The sequence below is a fragment of the Bacillus sp. HMA207 genome (assembly GCF_003402455.1).
In the GTDB taxonomy this organism is placed as follows: domain Bacteria; phylum Bacillota; class Bacilli; order Bacillales; family Bacillaceae_G; genus Bacillus_A; species Bacillus_A cereus.
Window position 1 is genome coordinate 2100945 of record NZ_BEZT01000001.1, and the last position, 21355, is coordinate 2122299.

The window sequence follows — 21355 nt, forward strand, 5'->3', positions numbered from 1 at the left end:
ATTATATTTATCAACATAAGAAAGAAACTATATAAAAAAGTATCATAAAATTATTATTGAATTACATTATACGGATTGATTATTTGCTAAATTCCTATGTTTTTCTTTTCTTAATACCGGTATATGAGCAATCACAATTCCAAGTATAGTAATCCCTCCGCCAATTATCGAAACTAAAGTTGGCACTTCTCCTAACCATATCCAAGCAATGAAACACGCAGTTATTGGCGTTAAATATAGAGAACTTGTTGCTTCAGAAGCACCAGCACGAGATATAATATAGGCCAATGCAATATACGGGAGTACTGTTGGAAAGACACCTAAATATATAACGCTCAAGTTAACTTCAAGAGGAGCTGCTAGTATTTCTTGATAAACTCCGGGTAAGAAAATAAGCATACATACAGTACTAGACAAAATTGTATATATGGTAAATGGTAAGAAGCCGTATTTTTTTAAGTAAGATGTTTGGAAAACGAAAAATAGACTTTCTGAAATCGCCGCTAATAATATAAATAATCCCCCGCTATTCAATTGAATAGCATCGCCCTGGCTAAATGAAATTAAGGCAATTCCTGTAAAACTAATTACACCACCAAGCCAACCATTTAATTTCATTTTGTCATTCAAAAAAACAGAAGCAAGAATTGCCGTCACTATTGGGGTGACTGAAATAATTAAACTTGCAGATCCAGCATTTACTGTTTTTTCGCCGTAATTTAATGCGATGTGATAAATAGTAAACCCTAAAGCACCAAATATAAAAATTGCTGGGATATCCTTTAAATCCGGTAGTCGTAGTTTGTATATAAATGAAAATAACAAAAGTATAAATGAAGCGATTAATAAGCGTAGTAAAGTAAGGTGTTCAGGCGTATAAGATTCAAGCCCCATACGAATTGCTGGAAAAGCAGTTCCCCATATAAGAATTGTAAAAGCGTGAGCACATATAATGCGTAAATCCCATTTTTTATTATGCATATTTTCTCTCCTTCCCTAAAAAACCAACCATTTTTAAATTACCAATTATTTCTTTTCATCATATTTAATAGTTGATACAATGTCTTCAACCAGTTATTTATCGGAAAAACCAACCACTTTGAATCTTTTAAATAAACGAAGGAGTTTTTTATATGACAACCGATAAAAAAGTGCCCAAATATCGGCAGATAATAGACTATATGAAAGAAAAAATTGAAAACGGAGAATGGCCAATTGGAAGTAAAATCCCTAGTCAGCGGCAGTTAGCAAAATTATTTCATGTAAATCGAAGTACTGTAATAAATGCGCTAGATGAACTTATGGCAGATGGTTTAATTCAAGGACAAATCGGAGCAGGAACAATTGTAACAAATAATACATGGTCATTATTAGCAACTAATCCCCCGCCCGATTGGAGTGAATATGTAAAGGCCGGTATTCATAAACCAAGTAAGTTAATGGTGCGAGAAATAAATGAAGCAGAAGCAAATAAAACGCTTATCCATCTTAGTAAAGGTGAACTTGCACCTCATCTTTTTCCGCTCGAAACTATGCAATCTATAATTAAAAACGTCAGTGAGGAATTAGATTATTTCGGATACGAAGAACAAAAAGGTTTTTATCCGTTACGGGAAGCAATAAGTAAATACGTAAAATCATTTGGAATACATGCATCACCGGGTTCTATATTAATAGTCTCGGGTGCACTCCAAGCATTACAATTAATATCAATTGGTCTTTTACATAGAAAATCAACTGTTTTACTTGAACAACCTTCTTACTTATATTCACTTCATGTTTTTCAATCAGCAAATATAAATTTATCCGGTATATCAATGGATCATCACGGTATTTTACCTAACGACTTATTAAAGCGAATTAAATATAGTCAAAAGAATAATATTTTATATTCAATCCCTTGTTTTCAAAATCCAACGGGGATATTGATGTCCAAAGAGCGAAGAAAAGAAATATTAAAAATATGTGAAAAAGAGCAATTGCCTATCATCGAGGATGATATTTACCGAGAGTTATGGCTTGATGAATCACCTCCAGCTCCTTTAAAGTCGATGGATAAACATGGACATGTATTATATATTGGTAGTCTCTCTAAAACACTTAGCCCAGGACTTAGAATTGGATGGATAATCGGACCAGAACCTGTTATTGATAGATTGTCAGATATAAAAATGCAAACAGACTATGGATCCAGCTCTTTATCTCAAAGAGTAGCTGCTGAATGGATAAATGAAGGTTTTTATGAAGCACATGTAGCAAACGTAAGAATGCACCTGAAAGAACGAAGACAAATAATGATACGAGCTTTAAATAAATATTGTGCAGATATTGCATCATGGGATATTCCTAGTGGTGGATTTTTTATATGGCTAAAGGTTGTACATAACATTCCGATGAAAAAACTATTTTCAGAGGCACTATCAAAAGGAATTCTTTTAAATCCGGGACGTATTTATGAAGAAGAATCAGATCAGTACATTCGTTTATCATATGGATATGCTACTCCAGAACAAATGACTAACGGAATTAAATTGCTCAGTGAATTAATTCGGAAGTTAACGGCATAAAAAAAATCCTCTTTTGTTTTTGGAGGATTTTTTTATGTATCTTATTTACCACAATTTCATTTCCTGCCCTAATAAAATAAGTTCTTCATAAGGATCTCCGTCAATATTTAATACTTGAGCAAAAGCAGGTTCTGTTTTTAAACCTTGTTCCTTTAAGTGAATAACTTCTTCCCTTATATGGGGATGCTGCATTAATAACATGTGCTCCACTATCATATGTCTATATGCATTTTGATTACGCACTGGCTTAGGTTGAGCAAATAATTCAAATTCAAAACCTTCGAATTCAAAATTCACCTTTATCGATTCAGTACCTTTAATTTTTTTCTTTTTAATGTTGAACCCTCCATAAGAACCATATAAAGATCTCATTTCCTGCTCAAAAACATCAAAGTTATATACTTCCATTACAATATCTAAGTCAGATTGAGGAGTATCAATTCTTATCGGGATTGTCCCGCAAAGAACGGGATTATATAAAGCTAAATCTTCCATTATGTTTAGGCTATTCAAAACATCATATATTTTTTGTTGCTTGTCATTGCCCGATTGTAAATATGTAATAGATGTAAACATAGAAGTCTCTCCTTCATTTAACATAATAATCAGCTCACTAAATTTGAGAAAATAGTTCAATCATTGGATTTTGTTCTAGGAGTACCTTTATTTCAATATATTAAGCCGAACTAACTATATTTTTCAACTTTTCTCCTATACTGCAATACTATAAAAATAAAAAAGGAGGAATTATTATGAGCATTTTTAACATTCTTTTAACCGTACACATCCTATTTGGAACAATATGCTTAATCACTGGTATTGTAGCGATGGTTGCCCAAAAGAAGAAAGGAAAACATACCGAATGGGGCGAAATATATCATGCATCCTATGTTGTCATTACCCTTACGGCAATACTATTATCCATTATCAACTGGGATAAAATTGCATATTTATTTTATGTAGCAATCTTCTCTTATTCATTTGCGATTTATGGATACCTTGCACGAAAAAAACGTTGGAAAAATTGGCTCCATCACCACATTAGAGGTATGTTAGGTTCTTATATAGGGGCAGTCACCGCACTTTTAGTAAATGTCGGCATCCATATTCCTATTATAAATTTACTTCCGCCAATATGGTTTTGGTTTTTACCCACCTTAATTGGTATCCCCCTCGTAGCCAGTGTATCAAAAAAATATAAAAAGCGTAGTTGAAATTAATTACATTTTGATTACTTTCTGATTATTAGAATGAAAAATTATACTCTATGTATCACGAATGATATCATGAGTGCTCGCCCTATGAATATTTAAAATAAAATGCCGCCCAACAGGACGGCTCTTATTTTTACTTTACAAACGTAACATATTCACCAGAAACCCATTGATTTCCACCAACATTATACCAACCATCTTTATATCCAAATGATTGATATTTTTCACCTTGATACACGTTTTTCACAATGCCGTAATTTGTTCCTGGGCCGGTACGAACACGCAATAACATCAGCGATTATAGTAACTACACCTACACCCTCGTTTGATGATTGTGAAGGTGTTGGTACATTTCCTCCCGTATAACGAATATATGATGGATCGTTATAAATCCACTGATCGCCACCGAGATTTAACCAGCCATTTGATTGTCCAAATACTTTGTAGGACTCTCCTTTCCCTAATTGACGAATAACGCCATATCCAGTACCAGGTCCTTTTCGTAAATTTACATTACTACCGTTAATATAAGCAATCCCTACACTATCATTCGACGGGGGAGGAGTCACTACGTTTTGAGCACCTTTTCCAAAAGTATCCGTTCCATATCCTTTGTAGTTATATTGCAAATGCGGGCTATCCACAAATCCTTTCCAGTCACCGCCCCATTCAAAGCCAATTTGTTTAGCATAACGAATTGCTGATGCCCACGGTTCTTTATTATAGCCATTCCAATCTTCTGTACCATTCGACTGAATTGGAACAAAATCTAATGCCTGTCCTACTAAGTGATATGAGCGCATCGTTTGTGATGCTCCTTTACGAACATATTCACGTTGTTGCTCGACCGTACGGATTGTTTCATAAATTAATACTTCAATTCCATTGTCGATACAGTACTGATACCACTTAAAAGCTGCAGCTTTCGTATTATCCGCTAATTTATTCAGATTACTTACATTTCTATTGTGGTATTTCAATATGCAACATCTCCTTTTCTATTATCCTATGCAAAACTCGTCTCATGGGTTGTACATATACCTAGAACGATCCGAAGTACAAATACATAAGAAGCCAATTCATCTAAATAGATTTACATTTCTAGCTTCAAACTTTGTAAACTGAAATCGAAGCAATAAAAAAACCGCAACCCAGGTCTTCTAGTTGCGGTTTTTGGTATTTTCTTTTTATATGCAACATGCCACCTTGCATTATTAATCCTAATATATAGGTTGTGTAAATTTTCCCTTTATGAATAACACTTCTTATTCATGACTTTTCAAATCCAATATTGAATGTAAACGATCCGGATAATTAGTAAACATCCCGTCGACTCCCCATGAAAGTAACTTTTTCATATCTTTTTCATTATCTACTGTAAATGGATGAACTTCTAATCCGTTTTTCTTTATTTTATTTACATAATCTGAATCAATATATTTGTAATTCATACCAAGACCTATGCAGTACGTTTTATACTTTTCTATCTCTAATTCTGTTAATTGAACTGCTTTTTTATAAGGTAATAATTGTACTAAAGATATATTACTATTTAAGCTATGAATCTTTTGCAGACTTTCTTCACTAAACGATTGAATAATAACTTTATCCTGTATTTCATAGTGATTAATAATTTCTAATAATTTTTCTTCCATTCCTGGATATTCATTAGGTGATTTTGTTTCAATATAATAGTTTGCGTTATGCCCAAACGTTTCAATAATTTCTGTTAATGTTGGGACTTTAGCATTTTCAAATTCTTTCTTTGCTAAGTTCGGATATTTTTCGTTGAAAAAAGAATCTGCATTTAGTTGCTTTATTTCTTCTAATGTATGCTCTTTCACTAGCCCAGTACCATTTGTTGTACGGTTTAAGGTTTCGTCATGCATTGCCACTAAATGCCCATCTTTTGTCATTTGGAGATCAATTTCTATATAATCTCCATTCATTTTTTGTCCTAATTTATATGCTGCTATTGTATGTTCAAGCGCATATGCAGAAGCACCTCTATGTGCGATATTTTTTATATGATTTGATTGATTAATAGCTTTAGTATACTTATGTTCATTTATTTTCTGAAAAACAAAGATACTTATTACTATAAATGCACAAATTATTGTAACGAGATATATCTTTTTCATAACGATTTATAAGCTCCTATATAAAGACGATTTAACTTGAATGATTTACTCAATTAAATGTCGATTTTCCAATACAGTCATTTTGCCGATATCTTGAAATCCCAATTTTTTATAAATATTGATTCCATCGGGTGAAGCTTGTAATACACAATACGTATTTTTAAATTTATGTGCTTCTTGCAGCAGGAAATTGAACATAGCAGATCCGAACCCTCGTCCTCTCATTCCTTCTTTCGTTGCTATGTCATAAATACCAATACTATCTTTTGAACATATCAATGAACCAACAGTTACGATTTCACCTTCATAAAATCCTAAAAATAATTTCAGATTCTCACTGTTACATATATCAAGATTAGAAATTTGATTATAGAATGCTTGTACATGTATACCTTCTTCTGATGTGCCGAATAGATTAGCTAATGTTTCTCCAAATTTTTTTATTTTTCCAGATGAAGATGCTTGTTGAATAGTAAAACTTACTGGCATCTTTATTGTTGGGGAAATTATTTTTAAGTCTGCTACCATCGCAATATTCTGTTCCACTTCTTTTAAACCGATTTTAATTAACTCACTTTTTATATCCCGCTCTTGCTCCTCATCCCATAACCAAACACTCATTGGAAAATTTCTTTGATAATAGTATTCTACCTCTTTATATAATTTCTCGATCCCTTCCGTTAAATTATTGTTTAGTAGAGTGATGATATTAAATGTATCGGCAGGTAATCCACAATCAACAGCAATATAATCTTTCGTTTTTTTATACTCATTCCGGGCACAAATTGTGCAACATATGAAGTTTTAAATGCAAAGTTTTCTAGTAGTAGTTGTTTATAATTCATCAATAGTTCTCCTTTTCATAAAAAGTAACACTCGAATTTTTCTATATTAAATATAACATATTAGAAATTTACCATTTTCTATAAAAAGTACCTCTTTAAATTGTGCTCTATAGTTTAAAATAATTAAAAATGATATAACGTTGTCGGAATGAAAAAAGTGGTATATAATAAATATTAACATTACTAGTAATTATTTTAGGTATTCCTAGAATAAAGGAGCGATACATATGAAAATTACTATTTATTTCGGAAGTCATGAAGATCAAGATGTTCGTACTATGGACTGTCATTTAGATGTAGAAGATACAGAAGAGATTGTTTCTGTATCATAATATAAATAGTTAGGGTAAACCCTATCCCTTACAGCGTTTAAGGCACCTTTTATAAGGTGTCTTTTTTGTTATATTTTCATCAAAAACCCTTTACTTTATAGCGTTTTAATAGTAAAATGTAAATATACGAACAAATGTTCTTTTTATTTTAAACGTACATGAAGGGATGATTTTAACAATGGCTCCATTAAAGCGCAGAGGAAGAAAAAAGCAAGCACCTATTATTTCAAATACAGGCTTTATCGGCTCTGTCTTTATTGATACATTGGAGTTACAAAAGAAATCCTATTATTTCGCTCGTAAAAAACTTCAAATTGTTCATCACGTACTAGATGGTCTCTCTGGAGCAACAAGTGCTTTATTTAAAGAACATAACATTTCAGCATACATGTCATGTGTGTATTTACATAAACAAAAGAAAATTGGTTTTGTTCTTTCAACGAAACCATTTGAACAAAGTGATGGCGTTGCTTATTTTGTAAATTATTTAATCGAAAAGAATTTTTACGGCGGCCATGACGAAGATGTAGAATATCAAGAAGTATTTAATACAGGTTTTATCGGTGTAGTATTCGCTGATTTATCTAGTATAGATCGCTTTAATTTCGAGTTTGAAATGGGTATGCTAACGAAATTAATGAAAGATATGATTATTCCGGTTAAAGAACTCTTTTTACGCCATAATGTACCGGCTTACATCTCCACTTCTCACTTAGAAGAACAAAACAAATTAGGTTTCGTTCTCTCTGTAAAGCCATATGACGAACGCGCTGAAGCAGATTTATATTTTGAAGCATATTTAAAAGAACGCGGATTATTTATTGGTGATGAAGAAGATGATATTGATAAGATTGTCATTAGAAAAACCGCTGAATTACGATAGAAAAGCGCAGGATGCTGATCCTGCGCTTTTTATAATTTATGAAACTGATTTACCAAATAAACGGTATTAATTTTTTTGTTTTCTGTTTATAGACTGTAAATTGTTCTCCATACTTTTTCTGTAAGTAACCATCAGATTTTGGAATATATTTAAAAACGAATACAAAGAACAGGCCTAGAGGTATAAATAAACTATAAATATTGCTAGCGATAAATGCTAAACCTAACACCCAAAGGCAATCCCCCAGATAATTAATATGAATCGCATATTTAAATAAACCACCTGTATATAGCTTACCTTGATTTACAGGATTGTCTTTAAAGGATTTTCTAAGTAGCTCTGAAACTGTGTTTAACATACTTCCTCCTAAAAACAATATCCAACCTATTGTAAGTAATATTAAATTAGGATCCTGATTACTAGTAATCATTAAGATTGGAAAACCTAAATAATAAATTCCAAAAGCAATACTGTTCATAATGGCTTCTTGCCATGAAATCCCTCTAGGCAACCATATAAACATCATAGCCGTTAATCGTAAAGCGGTGATAATTAAAGCTATAAACAGCCCTATTGAAATGCCTGGTTTGAAATAAGTAATGAAAAGTAAGTAATACGCAATGATTAGATAGATAATCTCAGTAACCAAAATTAATATTTTTTCTTTTATTGTTGGCCGGTTTATACCATACATTGTGATACGCTCCTCCCTTTATTCATTTTATAGGAAAATAAACTTCTATGATATTATTCTCCTCCTGTGTGCTATAAGGATTCGTTTTATAAACTTCAAACGGAGCTCCATTCAGTTTATAGTTATTTTCTTCAATCCAAACGTGTAGCTTTGTATGAATAAAAGGTAATTCTTCGTAAGAACCAATAAGCGTAGCCATTGCGCAAAGACCGGGATTAAACAATTTTGTTTTATTTGTGGCTTCTGCAAGGGGAATCGCAATTTCCACATCATAATTTTCAGGTACATATTCTGAACTATGGAAAATAGCAAGTGGTTTTGCAATAGGTAATAAATTTTCAAATGAAATTTTACTAAACAACTCATTAAAGTGTGTTAGGAAATCAACGGTATTAATTTGTTTTCGCTGAGATGATATATTATAGGTTAAGTGATTTACAAGATTAATCTCAATATGATTTAAGTAACCTATGATACTTTCTTCTTCATCTAATTGTTGAATATCACGCTTTAATTTTTTTAATAAAGAAGAATAATATGTTATCTGCTGTGTTAGATTTTCTTGTTTGGTTTTCATTTTAGAGTTAAGCAATTCAGTTTTCTCCCGATTTTCTAAAATATCCTTAATTTCTTCCAGCGAAAATAAATAAGTTTTTAATCGTGTAATCAATAAAGCTATTTCTAATTGGAAAATATCATAGTAGCGATATCCATTCTTAGGGTCTATGAAAGCTGGTTTTAAAAGCCCAATTTCATCATAATAGCGCAGCGTCTTCATTGTAAGATGAGATATTTTTGAAAACTCTCCAATTGAAAGCATAACACTCACCTCCTGTAATTAATTATTTTAAATATACTGCTTCCTGTAAGGGGAAGGTCAATCAACAAAGTTAAATTTTCTTATTGTATTTAGAACGATATTCATCCCCCTCAACCTACAATTTTAAAGTAGTCTCCAAAACGAATATGTAATCTTTTCAAAATTGTTCATGGGAAATCAGCCGATTTTTTCATTTTATAGTATTTGCATTTCTTATCTTGAAAAATGTAGCAGTATCCATTATATAAATAATCTAAGATCTACTAAGCGCTATAATCTTTCGAATGAACTTCTAATATGAAACAATTCGATGAAACTTTAATTACTATTAAATATAAGATTCCCCCTACAATTGTAATCATGTAGGCTGGAATATAATTTAATAATAGACCGGATAGCGCCATTGCTATAGGAAGCATCATTTTACTTATACTTAATCCAATGCTGAGAACCCTCCCTCTATATTCATCAGGAATCTCTTTTTGCATGAAATAAGCTATAGGTATATCAATAAGCACTATAATTAGTCCTAAAAAGAACATAACAACACAATAGGTAATAACGTATACAAAATCATTTACCTCAAAACTTTTGAATAAAACTGGAATTCCTGAAATAATCATAAAAACCGCCAACATAAAGCTTAACTTTTTCAAAAGATAAGCGTAAGAAAAACGATCGGTTATCTTTTTTACTAAAATCGCACCAATTATCATGCCTACTGGAAAAGTCCCTTGAATCATACCAAATTGTTTAGAACCAAGATCGAGAACTGTATTAATAATGTATGGCAATGGAACAGTTACAGCAAACCCTAAGAAGAAATTAAGTGAAATTAAAATACTGAACGTATTTTTTAAGCTTTTCCGCTCCATTAAGTAAGAGTATCCCTCCTTTATATCTTCAATAAAATTAATTTTTCTAATTGAACATTCCTCATTTATGTTTTGCTCAAACAATTTAAAGTTAATAAATAATATGGAAATAGCCGAAAGGATAAATGAAATACCGTTTATAATTATAAAAATTTTAATATCAAAGACTGCAAAAACAATACCACCTAACATAGGACCTAGAATTAAAGATATAGAATCGATAATTTTATTTATAGAGTTAATACTCATTAGCCTCTCTTTGGAGACGATATTTGGTTTTGCAGCTTCTAATCCTATTCCAAAAAATGTTGTAAATACCGTTATAAGAAAGGTAGTAGCATAAATGGTGAATAAGTCTAATCCATAATTACTGCTAAATATATAAACAGTAATTAATAAGCTTCCACTTAGTAAATCCATACAAATGACCAATTTCTTTTTATCAACTTTATCTGCAATTACACCAGCAAATGGATTCATAACAATCATCGGAATAGTTCCTAAAATAAGCGTAATGGCAAAATTTAATGCTGATCCGGTTATATGTAAAACATATAATCCTAATGCAAAACTATAAATAGAGCTACCAAATATTGATACTGTTTTCCCGAATGAATAGAGACACATATTTCTTAGTTCTTGGTTTCTTTTTTTATTTTCTATATGTAATCGTAAACTTCCCATCACTTTTCCCCCTACCTAACTTTGTGTTACGTACATTGTAAGTTCTTGGGTCAACCCAATAGCAATATGTACGATTTGAAAAGTTTTAAGGGGAAATAAATAAAAGATGGGGTTAACCCCATCTTTTTCCGAAAAATGAATATGTATAAATTTCTTCTCCTTGAACAAAGAAATCTTCGTACTTTCCGCCTCTTTTTAAATAATTTGAAGTGCTTTCATCAATCGATTGAAACTGTAAATTTTGGATTTCTTTCGTTACTTTTGCAGATGTAAAATTCCCTCGGAGTCTAGGTGCAATTTGGCTATTTATACTAAATTTATTAAATAAAATAAATGAACTTAATAAATAACAATTGTGTTTAAAAAGGGAATTTAATTCGCGCAATAAGAACTCCTCATGTTCAAAACTATAATTACTTGTACCTGATTGATCGATTACAATATCAATAGAACTACTCTGAATAGGTATGTTTAGAAAGTCGGCACAAATAAATACAATATTTCTTTTCACATTTCTTCTCTCAATTACATCTTTTAAAAGTAAAAGTTTATTCAAATCTCGATCAACAGCAATATATAAACAATCTTCCGGTAGTTCTTCATAAATATTTCGTAAAAAGAACCCAATACCAGACCCTAAATCAAGTAGTATTTTTTCATTTAAATCTAGTTGCATTAGTTTCTTTTTTGACCATTCTCCTCCTCTTTGAACATTTTCCAAAAAAGCAGTATCGGTTTCATGGATATAATCCGAAATAGAATCTTCAAGTGATGTCTTTTCATACGCTTTCAACGAGTTACCAGCTGTTAAAACCCCTGAAATAATCGCGTATTCTTCACCACAATTACAAATTAACTTTCCTTCAATAATTTGATTCTTATTAATAATCCCATCTTCAAGAATTAAATTTCCGTTACACTTAACACATTTAAATAAATGAAGTACTTTTAAATCTACCCCTAAAATTGAACTCGAGATTTCAGTTTCTATAGATAAATTATGTAACGCTTCCTTTAATTTATCCCGTTTCTTCTCCAAAAGTTCTATTTCCTGTTCCATTTCGTCATATTTTAGTTTAAATAAAGATTGGTAAAAGGTAATTTTTTCGTAATTCATAGATTTCGCTAAATTTTTATAAAAAAATAGTTCTTTAATTTCATTCAAGCTAAACCTTAAATCTTTGTAATGTAATATAAGTTCTAAATCTCTTTGACAATACTCATCAAAAAAATAGTGCCCTCCTTTTTTTTCAGGAATAATGAGACTGAGATCCATATAATGTCTAATTGTATCAATACTTATGTTATTTACTTCACCAAACTTACCGATTTTCATAATATCCCTACCATTTAAATATTTTTTTATATAGATTTCTATTTTTATCTTTAAAAATCCTTTCACCTTTTTTTATCAGCATTATTTACGGAATAAACAAATAGTATTATTTATATTGTTGTGCCTAATAATATAACATGCAACTTTTGGTTTTATGTATGTTAAATTGTCAGTATCAAAATTATTAAACCTAAATAGATTTATTACTCTCTACTTAATGAAATGTACCTATAAACGGACATTATAGCATCGCTTTATTGAATTGTTGGAGTAGGATTACTGTAGAAGGTTACATAGGGGGAGCGTCAGGAAAATGCCGATTTACAATGATAAGGGAATTCCAAATTAAAAAGCGCAATTTCTCTGCAAATCAAAACAGAGAAATTGCGCTTTTTAATTATTTCATTTTTTTATTGAATTCATTAACTGGAAGAAGTATTCAGGTTTATGAGTCTTATTTAGGTTATACCATGAATGTAATGCATCTGGTGTAAATACATCTATTTTTTTCAGTACCTCCCTTGCAAATTCCAGAGGAGCTATTCCTGATGCAGTAACTAAATTCGCATCAGATACCGCAGATCCCAACTCATAAAACTTTTCTCCTTTATAGTTAGGACATACCATTTTAGTATATTCTAAGTTATTACTTGTATGCTTTCTAGTATCCAAGTACCCCATATTCGCTAGGGCATCAGTTGCACCACAAATTGCAGCAACAATAGTGCCAATCTTTAGAGCTTGGCCAATTCTTTCCAAGATAGGTTGATGAATTTCTTCGCTCCAAGTAGTCCCTCCTGGTAAAATTAAAAGATCTTTACTCTCAAGAGTACATTCATCAAGGGAAATATCTGGTTTTATGCTCAGTCCTCCCATAGTAGTAATCATTTCTTTATTAGCTCCTACTGTAATTACTTTTAAAGGTGCTAAATCTTTTTTGAAATATCTTCCTGAGTTTAGTTCAGCAATTAAATATCCATATTCCCAGTCCGACATTGTATTAAATACATATAGAAAAACTTTTTTTGTTTGCATCCAATAACACTCCAATCACAATTTATATAGCTATTATAATATAACTTCCCTGACAGTTAACGTCAGGGAAGTTATCATACTTGATGAAATTTTATTAATTCCGACAGAACTTCAATAAGTCTTTTCTTAAGACTTATTGGCTCAATAACTTTAATAGATTTATTGTACGGTAAAAGTAAATAAGGTACATAGGTATGTATCATATCTTTTTCAAGAAGAAAAACAGCTTGATTTGAAGTCCGTTCTTGTAAATAATGTCCTAAAAACCAATGTTGGCAAATATCAGCTAATACATTTTTATCCCCATTAATAACCAAAGAAATAATATCTTTCTTATCTTCTATAGTTGGAAGAAGACTTTTTATAAAAAAGTCCCGTGCCGAAAAATTTTCTGGCCGGTTAAACTTATTTTCCGTTAACATTAAACTTTTAATTCGATCTACTCTAAAACTACGGATATCATTCCTAAGATGACAAAATCCAATCACATACCATTTATTATTCCAATAGATAATTCTGTATGGATCGACCAATCTATAATTTAATTTCTTTTCACCATTTTTATGGTAAAGAATTTTTACTGAGTACCCGTCAGCTACGGCCTGCTCCAACTCCTTCAAAAAAGTTTCTATAGAGAGCGGACTTAATCGACTTATTACTTCAAGACTAGTTAAATGTTGATTTATCTTTGTTTCCTGCTCTTGATTTGAGTATTTACTTAGTTTTGAAATGGCCCTATTTAATGCTTCACCTCCATAATACCCGGCTTCTTCTGCAAAAACAGCAGCATGAAATAGTGAAGTTTGCTCCTCAAAATCAAAAAAAAGAGGGGCTTCAATAAAATTGTTCAATAAAGTGTATCCGCCGTTATGTCCTGGTTCTGAAATTATAGGTACTCCACTAGTTGAAATTGTATCAATATAACGATACACAGTCCTTATATTCATCTCTAACTTTTCTGAAATTTGTTTCGCAGTAATTTTTTCACCTGAACGAAGCATCCAAAGAATTGCTAACATATTGTCAATTTTAGGCATATAATTTCACCTCTATATGAAACTTATTTTCTATTATAAATTTCCGATTTTCGGTATAACTCATCAATTGTTCCTTAAACTTTTTCTTCAAAAATAATATCCATTCTGATTTCGTTCAGTTGCTGAAATTGCCTTGAAAAATTCTGGTTAATTGAACTGACACGTATAATAGCATAAATGGTACTGCAAGCGTAACTAGTTTCCTTACTTTTATATTAACCTTTCCCCTTGAAACTAAAGATATATCTTTTATATACTATTGGTTAAATTTGGATGGATGAATATTATTTTATATTGAAAAAATAAATACGTCAAAATTATTTTACGGAAATTATAAAAATCATATTATATATAGATTAGTAAACTACTGAAATAATGCCCCCTAAAAGCGAAAAACGTGTTTCTATCTGTGAGTTTATAAGAAAGGATGACGTTTTTATTTCTATTTGTATGTGTGATAAATTACACCTATTTCCCTGAGAATTTTAAAAATCCTCATCCCCAATACCATACGAGTTGTTGCTACGGGTCTTGGTTTTGTACAAAAAATCGATAGAAACCAAGAAAATGATTTTATATCTTTTTATGTTTAGAGGAATTAAAAAATCACTACACCCCCTTCATATACGTGTAATATACAGGGATTTATAACTTGATATAGAACATAAAAAGGAGATGTTTATATTATAAATAAAATGATATATATAAGTGGAGGGTTAGAAAATGAAAATTGCAATAGTCTGCTTCGATAACTTTACTGATATAGATGTTTTTCTACCATGGGATTTATTAAATCGTGTACGTTTAGTCGGTGGTCTTTCTGATTGGGATGTACAGCTTTTAGGAACGGAAGAAACTCATATATCTATGTCTGGCTTGCGTATTCCCATGACAGGAAGCATATCTGATATCCCTTTTGCCGACGCTGTAATATTTGCAAGTGGTAAAGGTGTAAAGGATTTATATAAAAACCAACAATATATTAATAGCATTCATGTAGATCCTCAAAGACAATTAATAGGATCTATGTGCTCTGGTTCACTACTATTAGGAGCTAAAAAATTACTAACTGGTAAAAAAGCTACAACATATCCATCCGCAGTAGAACAGCTAAAACAATTTGATGTAGACGTTATTGAGCAAAGTTTCGTAAACGAAGGAAATATCTCGACTGCTGCGGGTTGTTTTGCTGCTCAAGAACTCTCAGCCTGGATTATAAGGACCCTACTTAATGAAGAAATGGTTGATATTGTACTAGAAACTGTTCAGCCAGTAGGAAAAGGTTTATATTTTTAATCTCAAATCAAGTCAAGGAATTGTGGTTGCTCCCCAAAACGATAAAATAAGATTTTTGTTTCAAGTTAACACAAATTTCGTTCTAGAGTGCTATAAAAATTCAACTTGATGATGGCGTGCACCATTTATAAATAAAAAACCCGTGAACTATTCACGGGTTTTACTTTAATAACTAATTGCAATTGTACCTTCACCTGCATGAACCGCAAATGAAATTGGTAATGGATATAATTTGAAATCCATTTCAGGGAATGCTTGTCTAATATCTGCAATCCATTCTTCAGCTCCAGCTTTATCGTTAGCATGGAACATGTGAAGTACTTTTGGTAATTCTTTTTCAAGTTCATTTTTAATATATTCTCGACATTTTTGGATTTTACGAACTTTCTTTTCAAGTAAAAGCTCTCCACCTTTTACTTCTAATATTAAGTTGACACTTAATAAACTTCCAAGTAAAAATTGAACTCCCTTTACACGCCCACTTGCATAAAGGCCTTTTAAACTTTTCGGGAATACGTGGAAAGGTCTTCTTTTTTCCTCTACTAATGTTTTGTGTATATCTTGTAAAGTCATACCATCATTGTATAACGATTTCGCTTTTCTAATTAGTTCATCCATTGGATAACTTGTTGTTTCACTGTCTAATACCGTTAATGGAAAACCTGCCATTTCTGCAGCTAACTTCATATTTTGATAGGTTCCACTTACTTTTCCGCTAATAGCAACTGCAAATCCTTCTTCATATTCTTCTTTGCATTTCGAAAATAACTCTACCATTTCCCCTATGTTAGGCTGTGATGTAGTGACAGTTTTACCTTCGTTCAAAGCATTATAAACGCGCTCACGCACACCTTCTTCACAATCTTTGTACGACACACCATCAATAATAACTTCAATTGGGATAACAAAGTTATCTCCTTCTGTTTTAAAACTCGCAGTTGTACTATCAGTAATCCAAGCAACACGATTCATGTTGTTCCTCCCTTAATTCAATTCCTCTTTTCTAATTTTTCTATATATTTATGTTATGAAAAGAGAATATCCCTGTAATAGTAACAGGACTTTATTGTTTTGGCTATAGTAGATGCATATTAAATGTGACTATTTCTTGTCTATTTCACAAATAAAAAAGAAAATCAAGGAATTTGCTCGATTTTCTTCTTATCATATACTATTTAAAAGTTTCATTATCTAAAATTACTACATAATCATTCGTTAATCGTCCAGCTTCTTTTGTATAACTAACAAGCCTTTGTATATTATCACAGCAAATTTTTGCTCCCCATACGAGTAACGGTACGCCAATAAAATCAATATGGAACCTTCTAGAAAACAGCCCACCGAAAGTCATCGGTAAAGGCACTGTTGGTGATGTATTAGAAAATATAATCTTTTCATGGCTTTGATAATGTTTTTGCAAGATTTCTCCTAAATGCTTCATCGCAGGTACAACAACTTTTGATGCGCCGCATCCAATCGTATATACAGGATGACCATGTTCATCGATTCCATGAAAAATAATTTTTCCCATATCTTCTGTTTTCAATTTATTAAAGTAATCTACATTCAAAATTTCTTCTTTCGTTAACTTACGATCCGTTGGTAGTTTATTTAAATGATACGCTGCAGCTAGTGAGGTAGTATGTGTTCCACCAAAATCTGTGTAAATGTATATCATATTATCATCCCTTGTTGTAAAAGTTCAATGTTAATTAGTATTACCGTTCTTAGCAATGTTAAACAAGGGATGTTATTTGTCCCATATGAATAATGGACTGGATTGTTACAAAGCACAACAAAGCCGGAATGAGCCAAATACGGTTTATTTTCACTTTTCGTTCTTTACTTTGCATCAAAACAATAATAAGAACAACAAGTAAAATATCCATTTAGAATCCTCCTATAAACTTGCTTATCTTTAAAGATTATATTCTCCTCTTTTCACTCCATACTTGAAATACGATAGCTACTTTCAAGTGTAAGATGGAAAATGTGATTTCTCATCAGCCTTAAGCATTATTTATAAAAATAAAAAGACGTACTTTTTACTCGTACGCCTTTAATAACTCGTTTAAACTCCTATTTATCAACTAATTCCATACCTTTAGAATTAGTTTTACCCAACACTCGAATGTTAAATTTATTAATGGCTTTTAAAAAGATATTATAAATACAATATCCAAAAATAGAACCTAGAACATTACAGATCACATCATCAATATCAGTAATACGTCCCACTCCACTAAATAACGACTCAATTAATTGTAGCAATTCAATACTAGCTGATATAGAAAATCCTAATAAAATTGTATTTTTGAATTTCTTATATTTATCCCATAGGATAGGTGCTAAAAATCCTAAAGGCATTAATAATAAAATATTCCCGCCTACATTTCTTACAATTAGACCAATCATAAATAGGGCATCTCCATCATAAGCACTACCAATTTGATTGATGTCTTTAATAATTGATGCAAATGGTATTATATTGACCGAGCGATTCAGATTTTCAATATTAGAAGGAAAACCGATTGGTAAAGGGAATAAAGTTACTGCAACAACCATACAAATGTAGACCACGAATAAAAAACTTACTAGTTCTTTCCACCAAATCACATATTTTTTATTTTTGGTACCAATTAATATTCCACGTACAATTAAATAACAAATAACCCCTAAAATAATAAACAAACTACCGTTGATCATATACAAATTGTTAACACATCCTTTCATATGAAGTAATAATTAAAATTTACAACTATATAGTAATGTTTTTTTATTTAAAAATCCATATATTTATATATAATTGTGTGGAATTACAAAAAAACCTTATTAAATGAATATAGGGTTCCTCGTTAACTAAAATATTTTTCAAAACAGAAACAAGCATGAACCCGTTTAAATTATTTTCGTATCTCTTCTTTTATATCCATATAATTAAAAAGCTCTTTCTATTTCTGTCATTAATTTTTCGGGTCCTGCCCCTTTATTCGATGGAATAACTAAAGCGATTCCTAATTCTGGATATATGGCCGAGCGAAAACTGACGCCTGGATCATATCCCATTACATGATATTTGAATACCTTGTTTTCTCGTGTTTCAATCCATATTCCATATCCGTAAGATTGTTTATCATTTACTTGAATGTGGGGAGTTAAAAGTAACCTTGTATATTCCTTTCCTAAAATTTCATTATTAAATAGTGCCGCCCAAAATTTCAGCATGTCTGGTGCAGTAACATATGCACCTCCATCAGCTCCTCCTTTTATTGGTATAGAGTAGATGTTTGTTCTCCAATTTTGGTTGGTTTCGTCCTTTATATATCCTAGAGCTGTATGTCTTGGTAATCTATCTAACGAAAAATAGCCAGAATCATTCATACCAACAGGATTAAAAATGTTTGTTTCTATATACTCCGTGAATTTAAGTCCCGTCTGTTCTTCTATTATTAATCCAAGTATAATAAAACCTGCGTTGTTGTAGTGAAACTTATTTCCAGGTGCAAACATCATATTATTGTTTTGAAATAATGGTAAAAAGTCTTTTACGCTCTTTAATAGATACATAGGTGTTTGTTTCCAAAGGTCTTCGAAGTTATCCATAATACTTTCATCAAAATAATCTGGTATACCAGCACTATGCGTTAGTAGTTGATGTATTGTAATATCTTCATCGAAGTTTGGAAATTTTATCTCTAGACAATCTTTTAATTTTGTATGAAAAGAAATAACACCTTTTTCAACAAGTTGACAGATGCCAATTGCAGTGAAGATTTTACATCCTGAGGCAATGCCAAATCTTGTTTGTATCGTATTGTTTATACATTCACTTTGGTTTGCGTAACCCAATGCTGTTTCATAGACTAAATCTTTTTCTTTTTTTACTAAAACTACTCCAGAGAAATCTATTTTCTTTTGTATTTCTTTTACAATTTTATCAATTTCATCTTTTGTTTTTATCACGACAACCACCCTTATCTTTCGGTATTGTTCTTTCCTCATATTAATTTTTCCATATAAAGAGGAAAGAACCCTCTTATTAAATACGATAAATTGTTAATGAGAACACAAAGTTCATTTCGAAGTTATCCCGTTATTTATGAGCAGTAAGACCCCCATCTCAAAATTCAGTAGAAGCAAAGAAATGAGGTGGGGGCCCTGCTGCCCGTAAAAGCCCGATTGGTGAGGGCTAATAATCAGCGGAGGATGCCCCCCTGATTAAAGTTTCACTTTATTGATTCAGTAGAATACAACTTAGATTGTGATGGGAATAAAGTAAACACACACAAGACGATAGTAATAAATAACATGATCAATGAACCTACAATAACTACAAGTTGTATAGAAATGAACTGAGTCGCAACACCAGATAATATTGTAATAAAGATTGTTACTAACGCAATAACAAGTCCATATATACTCCCGATCCGTCCCATTATATGAACGGGAACGTTATTTTGGTAAAATGTATAAAATCCTGTATTTGCATATGCCATAGAGAAAGATAAAATAAAGAATCCAATAGCAGCTATTAAAAATACATTTGAAAAAGCATAAATTAAATAACCAATTGCGATGAATAGTGATCCTATTCCAATTAGAAATGAAGGTGCTAATTTCTTTGATAAAATTGTATTTGTTATGGCACCTAAAATAAATCCTGCACCAGCTATACTAACTAGAAAACCGTATTCACTATCTGTTAGTAGTAATACCTCTTTCGCAAACGATAGTTCAAGTGAATCAGTAGCAGTTGCTAATACGAACATACTTTGAAATAAGAAATACACACATACGACATACACATGTTTTCTACTAAAATTTATAACAGTGTTCCAATCTTTTTTTAATACTGTAAGTGATAATGTATTACTAGTTGTATCCGAATCTTCTTTCTTATCAAGATTCGGTAAAAGTAATGTAATGAATCCTGATAAGAGAAATGCTATAGCATTCATATATATAGCAAACTCTGGTGTACCTGCAATTAATAATCCCCCCGCTACTGCTGGTCCAATTAATGATGCACCAGATCCTATTAAAGTACGTAATGAGTTGAAACGTTGTCTTTGCTCTACTGGAATTAATTTCGTCATATACGTCATAGCAGTTGGCTCATAAATTGCACTGGCCATACTTATAAAGAATACGAATACATAAACAATCCAAAGTGACGGAAGTAAAGGTAAAATAGCGATAAATAACGCACGATATATATCGAGGTGAATCATTAATTTCCGTTTATTTAAACGATCAATCATACTCCCAGACCAAGCGTTTGTAAATAAAGTGGCTAATGGTTTTATTACATATAAAGTAGCAACAGCTAAGGCTGAGCCACCCATATTATAGACAAGTACATTCAGTGCTATTAAGTAAATCCATGCCCCTAAATTCGCAATACCAACTCCGGACAATAGTAATAAAGGATATTTCCAATCTTTAAGTAAATTTTTCATTTTTGGCCCCCGCTTTCAAAATTGTTTTACAACAATAAAAAAATCCCACCCCCAAGACTTTTAATCTTAGGGACGAGATTTATCATCGCGGTGCCACCCTAGTTTGTTAATATGTCACCATACTAACCTTATCAGGT

Annotated in this window: 19 protein-coding genes, 2 pseudogenes and 1 other annotated feature (1 of these 22 running past the window's edge); of the genes and pseudogenes, 4 read left to right on the top strand and 17 right to left on the bottom strand. The window is 31.5% G+C overall.

What is annotated here, in order from left to right:
* Nucleotides 1–66 precede the first annotated feature (66 nt).
* A complete protein-coding gene (locus tag HMAS_RS11040) occupies nt 67–981 on the bottom strand; it encodes a DMT family transporter (RefSeq protein WP_025709387.1) in 915 nt (304 codons plus the stop codon).
* Nucleotides 982–1133: 152 nt separating this feature from the next.
* Between HMAS_RS11040 and HMAS_RS11045 the strand changes: the two genes are divergently transcribed.
* Nucleotides 1134–2567, top strand: a complete 1434-nt coding sequence (locus tag HMAS_RS11045; RefSeq protein ID WP_000205599.1) for a PLP-dependent aminotransferase family protein — start codon at nt 1134–1136, stop codon at nt 2565–2567.
* Between the two features lie 45 nt (nt 2568–2612).
* Here the strand turns inward: HMAS_RS11045 and HMAS_RS11050 are convergent, their stop codons facing one another.
* Entirely contained in the window at nt 2613–3143 is a 531-nt protein-coding gene (locus HMAS_RS11050) for a DUF4269 domain-containing protein (protein ID WP_000495168.1), read from the bottom strand.
* 176 nt (nt 3144–3319) lie between these two features.
* Here HMAS_RS11050 and HMAS_RS11055 point away from each other — a divergent pair, with 176 nt between their 5' ends.
* The gene (locus HMAS_RS11055) at nt 3320–3781 is read left to right on the top strand and encodes a hypothetical protein (protein ID WP_006929674.1); all 462 of its coding nucleotides are present in this window, start codon (nt 3320–3322) and stop codon (nt 3779–3781) included.
* A 133-nt stretch (nt 3782–3914) separates the two neighbouring features.
* On the opposite strand, the pseudogene HMAS_RS11060 reads toward HMAS_RS11055, so the two are convergent.
* The 3 genes and pseudogenes from HMAS_RS11060 to HMAS_RS11070 form a co-directional block, all read right to left on the bottom strand.
* A pseudogene (locus HMAS_RS11060) lies at nt 3915–4761 on the bottom strand (SH3 domain-containing protein).
* 285 nt (nt 4762–5046) lie between these two features.
* Nucleotides 5047–5922, bottom strand: a complete 876-nt coding sequence (locus tag HMAS_RS11065) for a glycerophosphodiester phosphodiesterase (RefSeq protein WP_088859526.1) — start codon at nt 5920–5922, stop codon at nt 5047–5049.
* Between the two features lie 45 nt (nt 5923–5967).
* Nucleotides 5968–6767, bottom strand: a pseudogene (locus HMAS_RS11070) (GNAT family N-acetyltransferase).
* Nucleotides 6768–7277: 510 nt separating this feature from the next.
* Between HMAS_RS11070 and HMAS_RS11075 the strand changes: the two are divergent.
* Nucleotides 7278–7982: a hypothetical protein gene (locus HMAS_RS11075; RefSeq protein ID WP_000035355.1), complete on the top strand. Its 705-nt coding sequence runs from the start codon at nt 7278–7280 to the stop codon at nt 7980–7982.
* 49 nt (nt 7983–8031) lie between these two features.
* On the opposite strand, the gene HMAS_RS11080 is transcribed toward HMAS_RS11075, so the two are convergent.
* The 6 genes from HMAS_RS11080 to HMAS_RS11105 all read right to left on the bottom strand — a co-directional run bounded on the left by HMAS_RS11080 (nt 8032) and on the right by HMAS_RS11105 (nt 14463).
* Nucleotides 8032–8676, bottom strand: coding sequence for a methyltransferase family protein (locus HMAS_RS11080; RefSeq protein ID WP_116344814.1), 645 nt, complete (start codon nt 8674–8676; stop codon nt 8032–8034).
* Between the two features lie 22 nt (nt 8677–8698).
* The gene (locus HMAS_RS11085; protein ID WP_048535410.1) at nt 8699–9496 is read right to left on the bottom strand and encodes a MerR family transcriptional regulator; all 798 of its coding nucleotides are present in this window, start codon (nt 9494–9496) and stop codon (nt 8699–8701) included.
* Nucleotides 9497–9759: 263 nt separating this feature from the next.
* Nucleotides 9760–11055 carry an MFS transporter gene (locus tag HMAS_RS11090; protein ID WP_048535409.1) on the bottom strand — a complete coding sequence of 432 codons (1296 nt, stop codon included), beginning with the start codon at nt 11053–11055 and terminating at the stop codon, nt 9760–9762.
* Nucleotides 11056–11167: 112 nt separating this feature from the next.
* Nucleotides 11168–12391: a methyltransferase domain-containing protein gene (locus HMAS_RS11095; protein WP_000690072.1), complete on the bottom strand. Its 1224-nt coding sequence runs from the start codon at nt 12389–12391 to the stop codon at nt 11168–11170.
* Between the two features lie 402 nt (nt 12392–12793).
* Nucleotides 12794–13426 (bottom strand): type 1 glutamine amidotransferase family protein, encoded by a 633-nt coding sequence (locus HMAS_RS11100; protein ID WP_001193598.1) that lies wholly within the window; start codon nt 13424–13426, stop codon nt 12794–12796.
* 74 nt (nt 13427–13500) lie between these two features.
* Nucleotides 13501–14463, bottom strand: coding sequence for a helix-turn-helix transcriptional regulator (locus HMAS_RS11105; protein WP_116344815.1), 963 nt, complete (start codon nt 14461–14463; stop codon nt 13501–13503).
* Nucleotides 14464–15186: 723 nt separating this feature from the next.
* On the opposite strand from HMAS_RS11105, the gene HMAS_RS11110 reads away from it, so the two are divergent.
* Complete coding sequence (locus HMAS_RS11110) at nt 15187–15759, top strand: DJ-1/PfpI family protein (protein ID WP_000684456.1); 573 nt, start codon at nt 15187–15189, stop codon at nt 15757–15759.
* Nucleotides 15760–15924: 165 nt separating this feature from the next.
* Here HMAS_RS11110 and HMAS_RS11115 read toward each other — a convergent pair whose 3' ends face one another.
* The 6 genes from HMAS_RS11115 to HMAS_RS11140 form a co-directional block, all read right to left on the bottom strand.
* Entirely contained in the window at nt 15925–16731 is an 807-nt protein-coding gene (locus HMAS_RS11115) for a DegV family protein (protein ID WP_001082413.1), read from the bottom strand.
* Nucleotides 16732–16930: 199 nt separating this feature from the next.
* Nucleotides 16931–17437 (bottom strand): DUF3189 family protein, encoded by a 507-nt coding sequence (locus HMAS_RS11120; protein ID WP_000639421.1) that lies wholly within the window; start codon nt 17435–17437, stop codon nt 16931–16933.
* 58 nt (nt 17438–17495) lie between these two features.
* Nucleotides 17496–17648, bottom strand: coding sequence for a hypothetical protein (locus HMAS_RS11125; protein WP_000353713.1), 153 nt, complete (start codon nt 17646–17648; stop codon nt 17496–17498).
* Between the two features lie 190 nt (nt 17649–17838).
* The gene (locus tag HMAS_RS11130; protein WP_000281844.1) at nt 17839–18471 is read right to left on the bottom strand and encodes a VanZ family protein; all 633 of its coding nucleotides are present in this window, start codon (nt 18469–18471) and stop codon (nt 17839–17841) included.
* 225 nt (nt 18472–18696) lie between these two features.
* Nucleotides 18697–19722 (bottom strand): serine hydrolase domain-containing protein, encoded by a 1026-nt coding sequence (locus tag HMAS_RS11135; RefSeq protein ID WP_000598050.1) that lies wholly within the window; start codon nt 19720–19722, stop codon nt 18697–18699.
* Nucleotides 19723–19985: 263 nt separating this feature from the next.
* On the bottom strand, nt 19986–21218 hold the full coding sequence (locus HMAS_RS11140) for an MFS transporter (protein WP_000793348.1): 1233 nt from the start codon (nt 21216–21218) through the stop codon (nt 19986–19988).
* A gap of 65 nt (nt 21219–21283) precedes the next feature.
* Nucleotides 21284–21355, bottom strand: a binding site (T-box leader) (it continues 187 nt past the right edge of the window).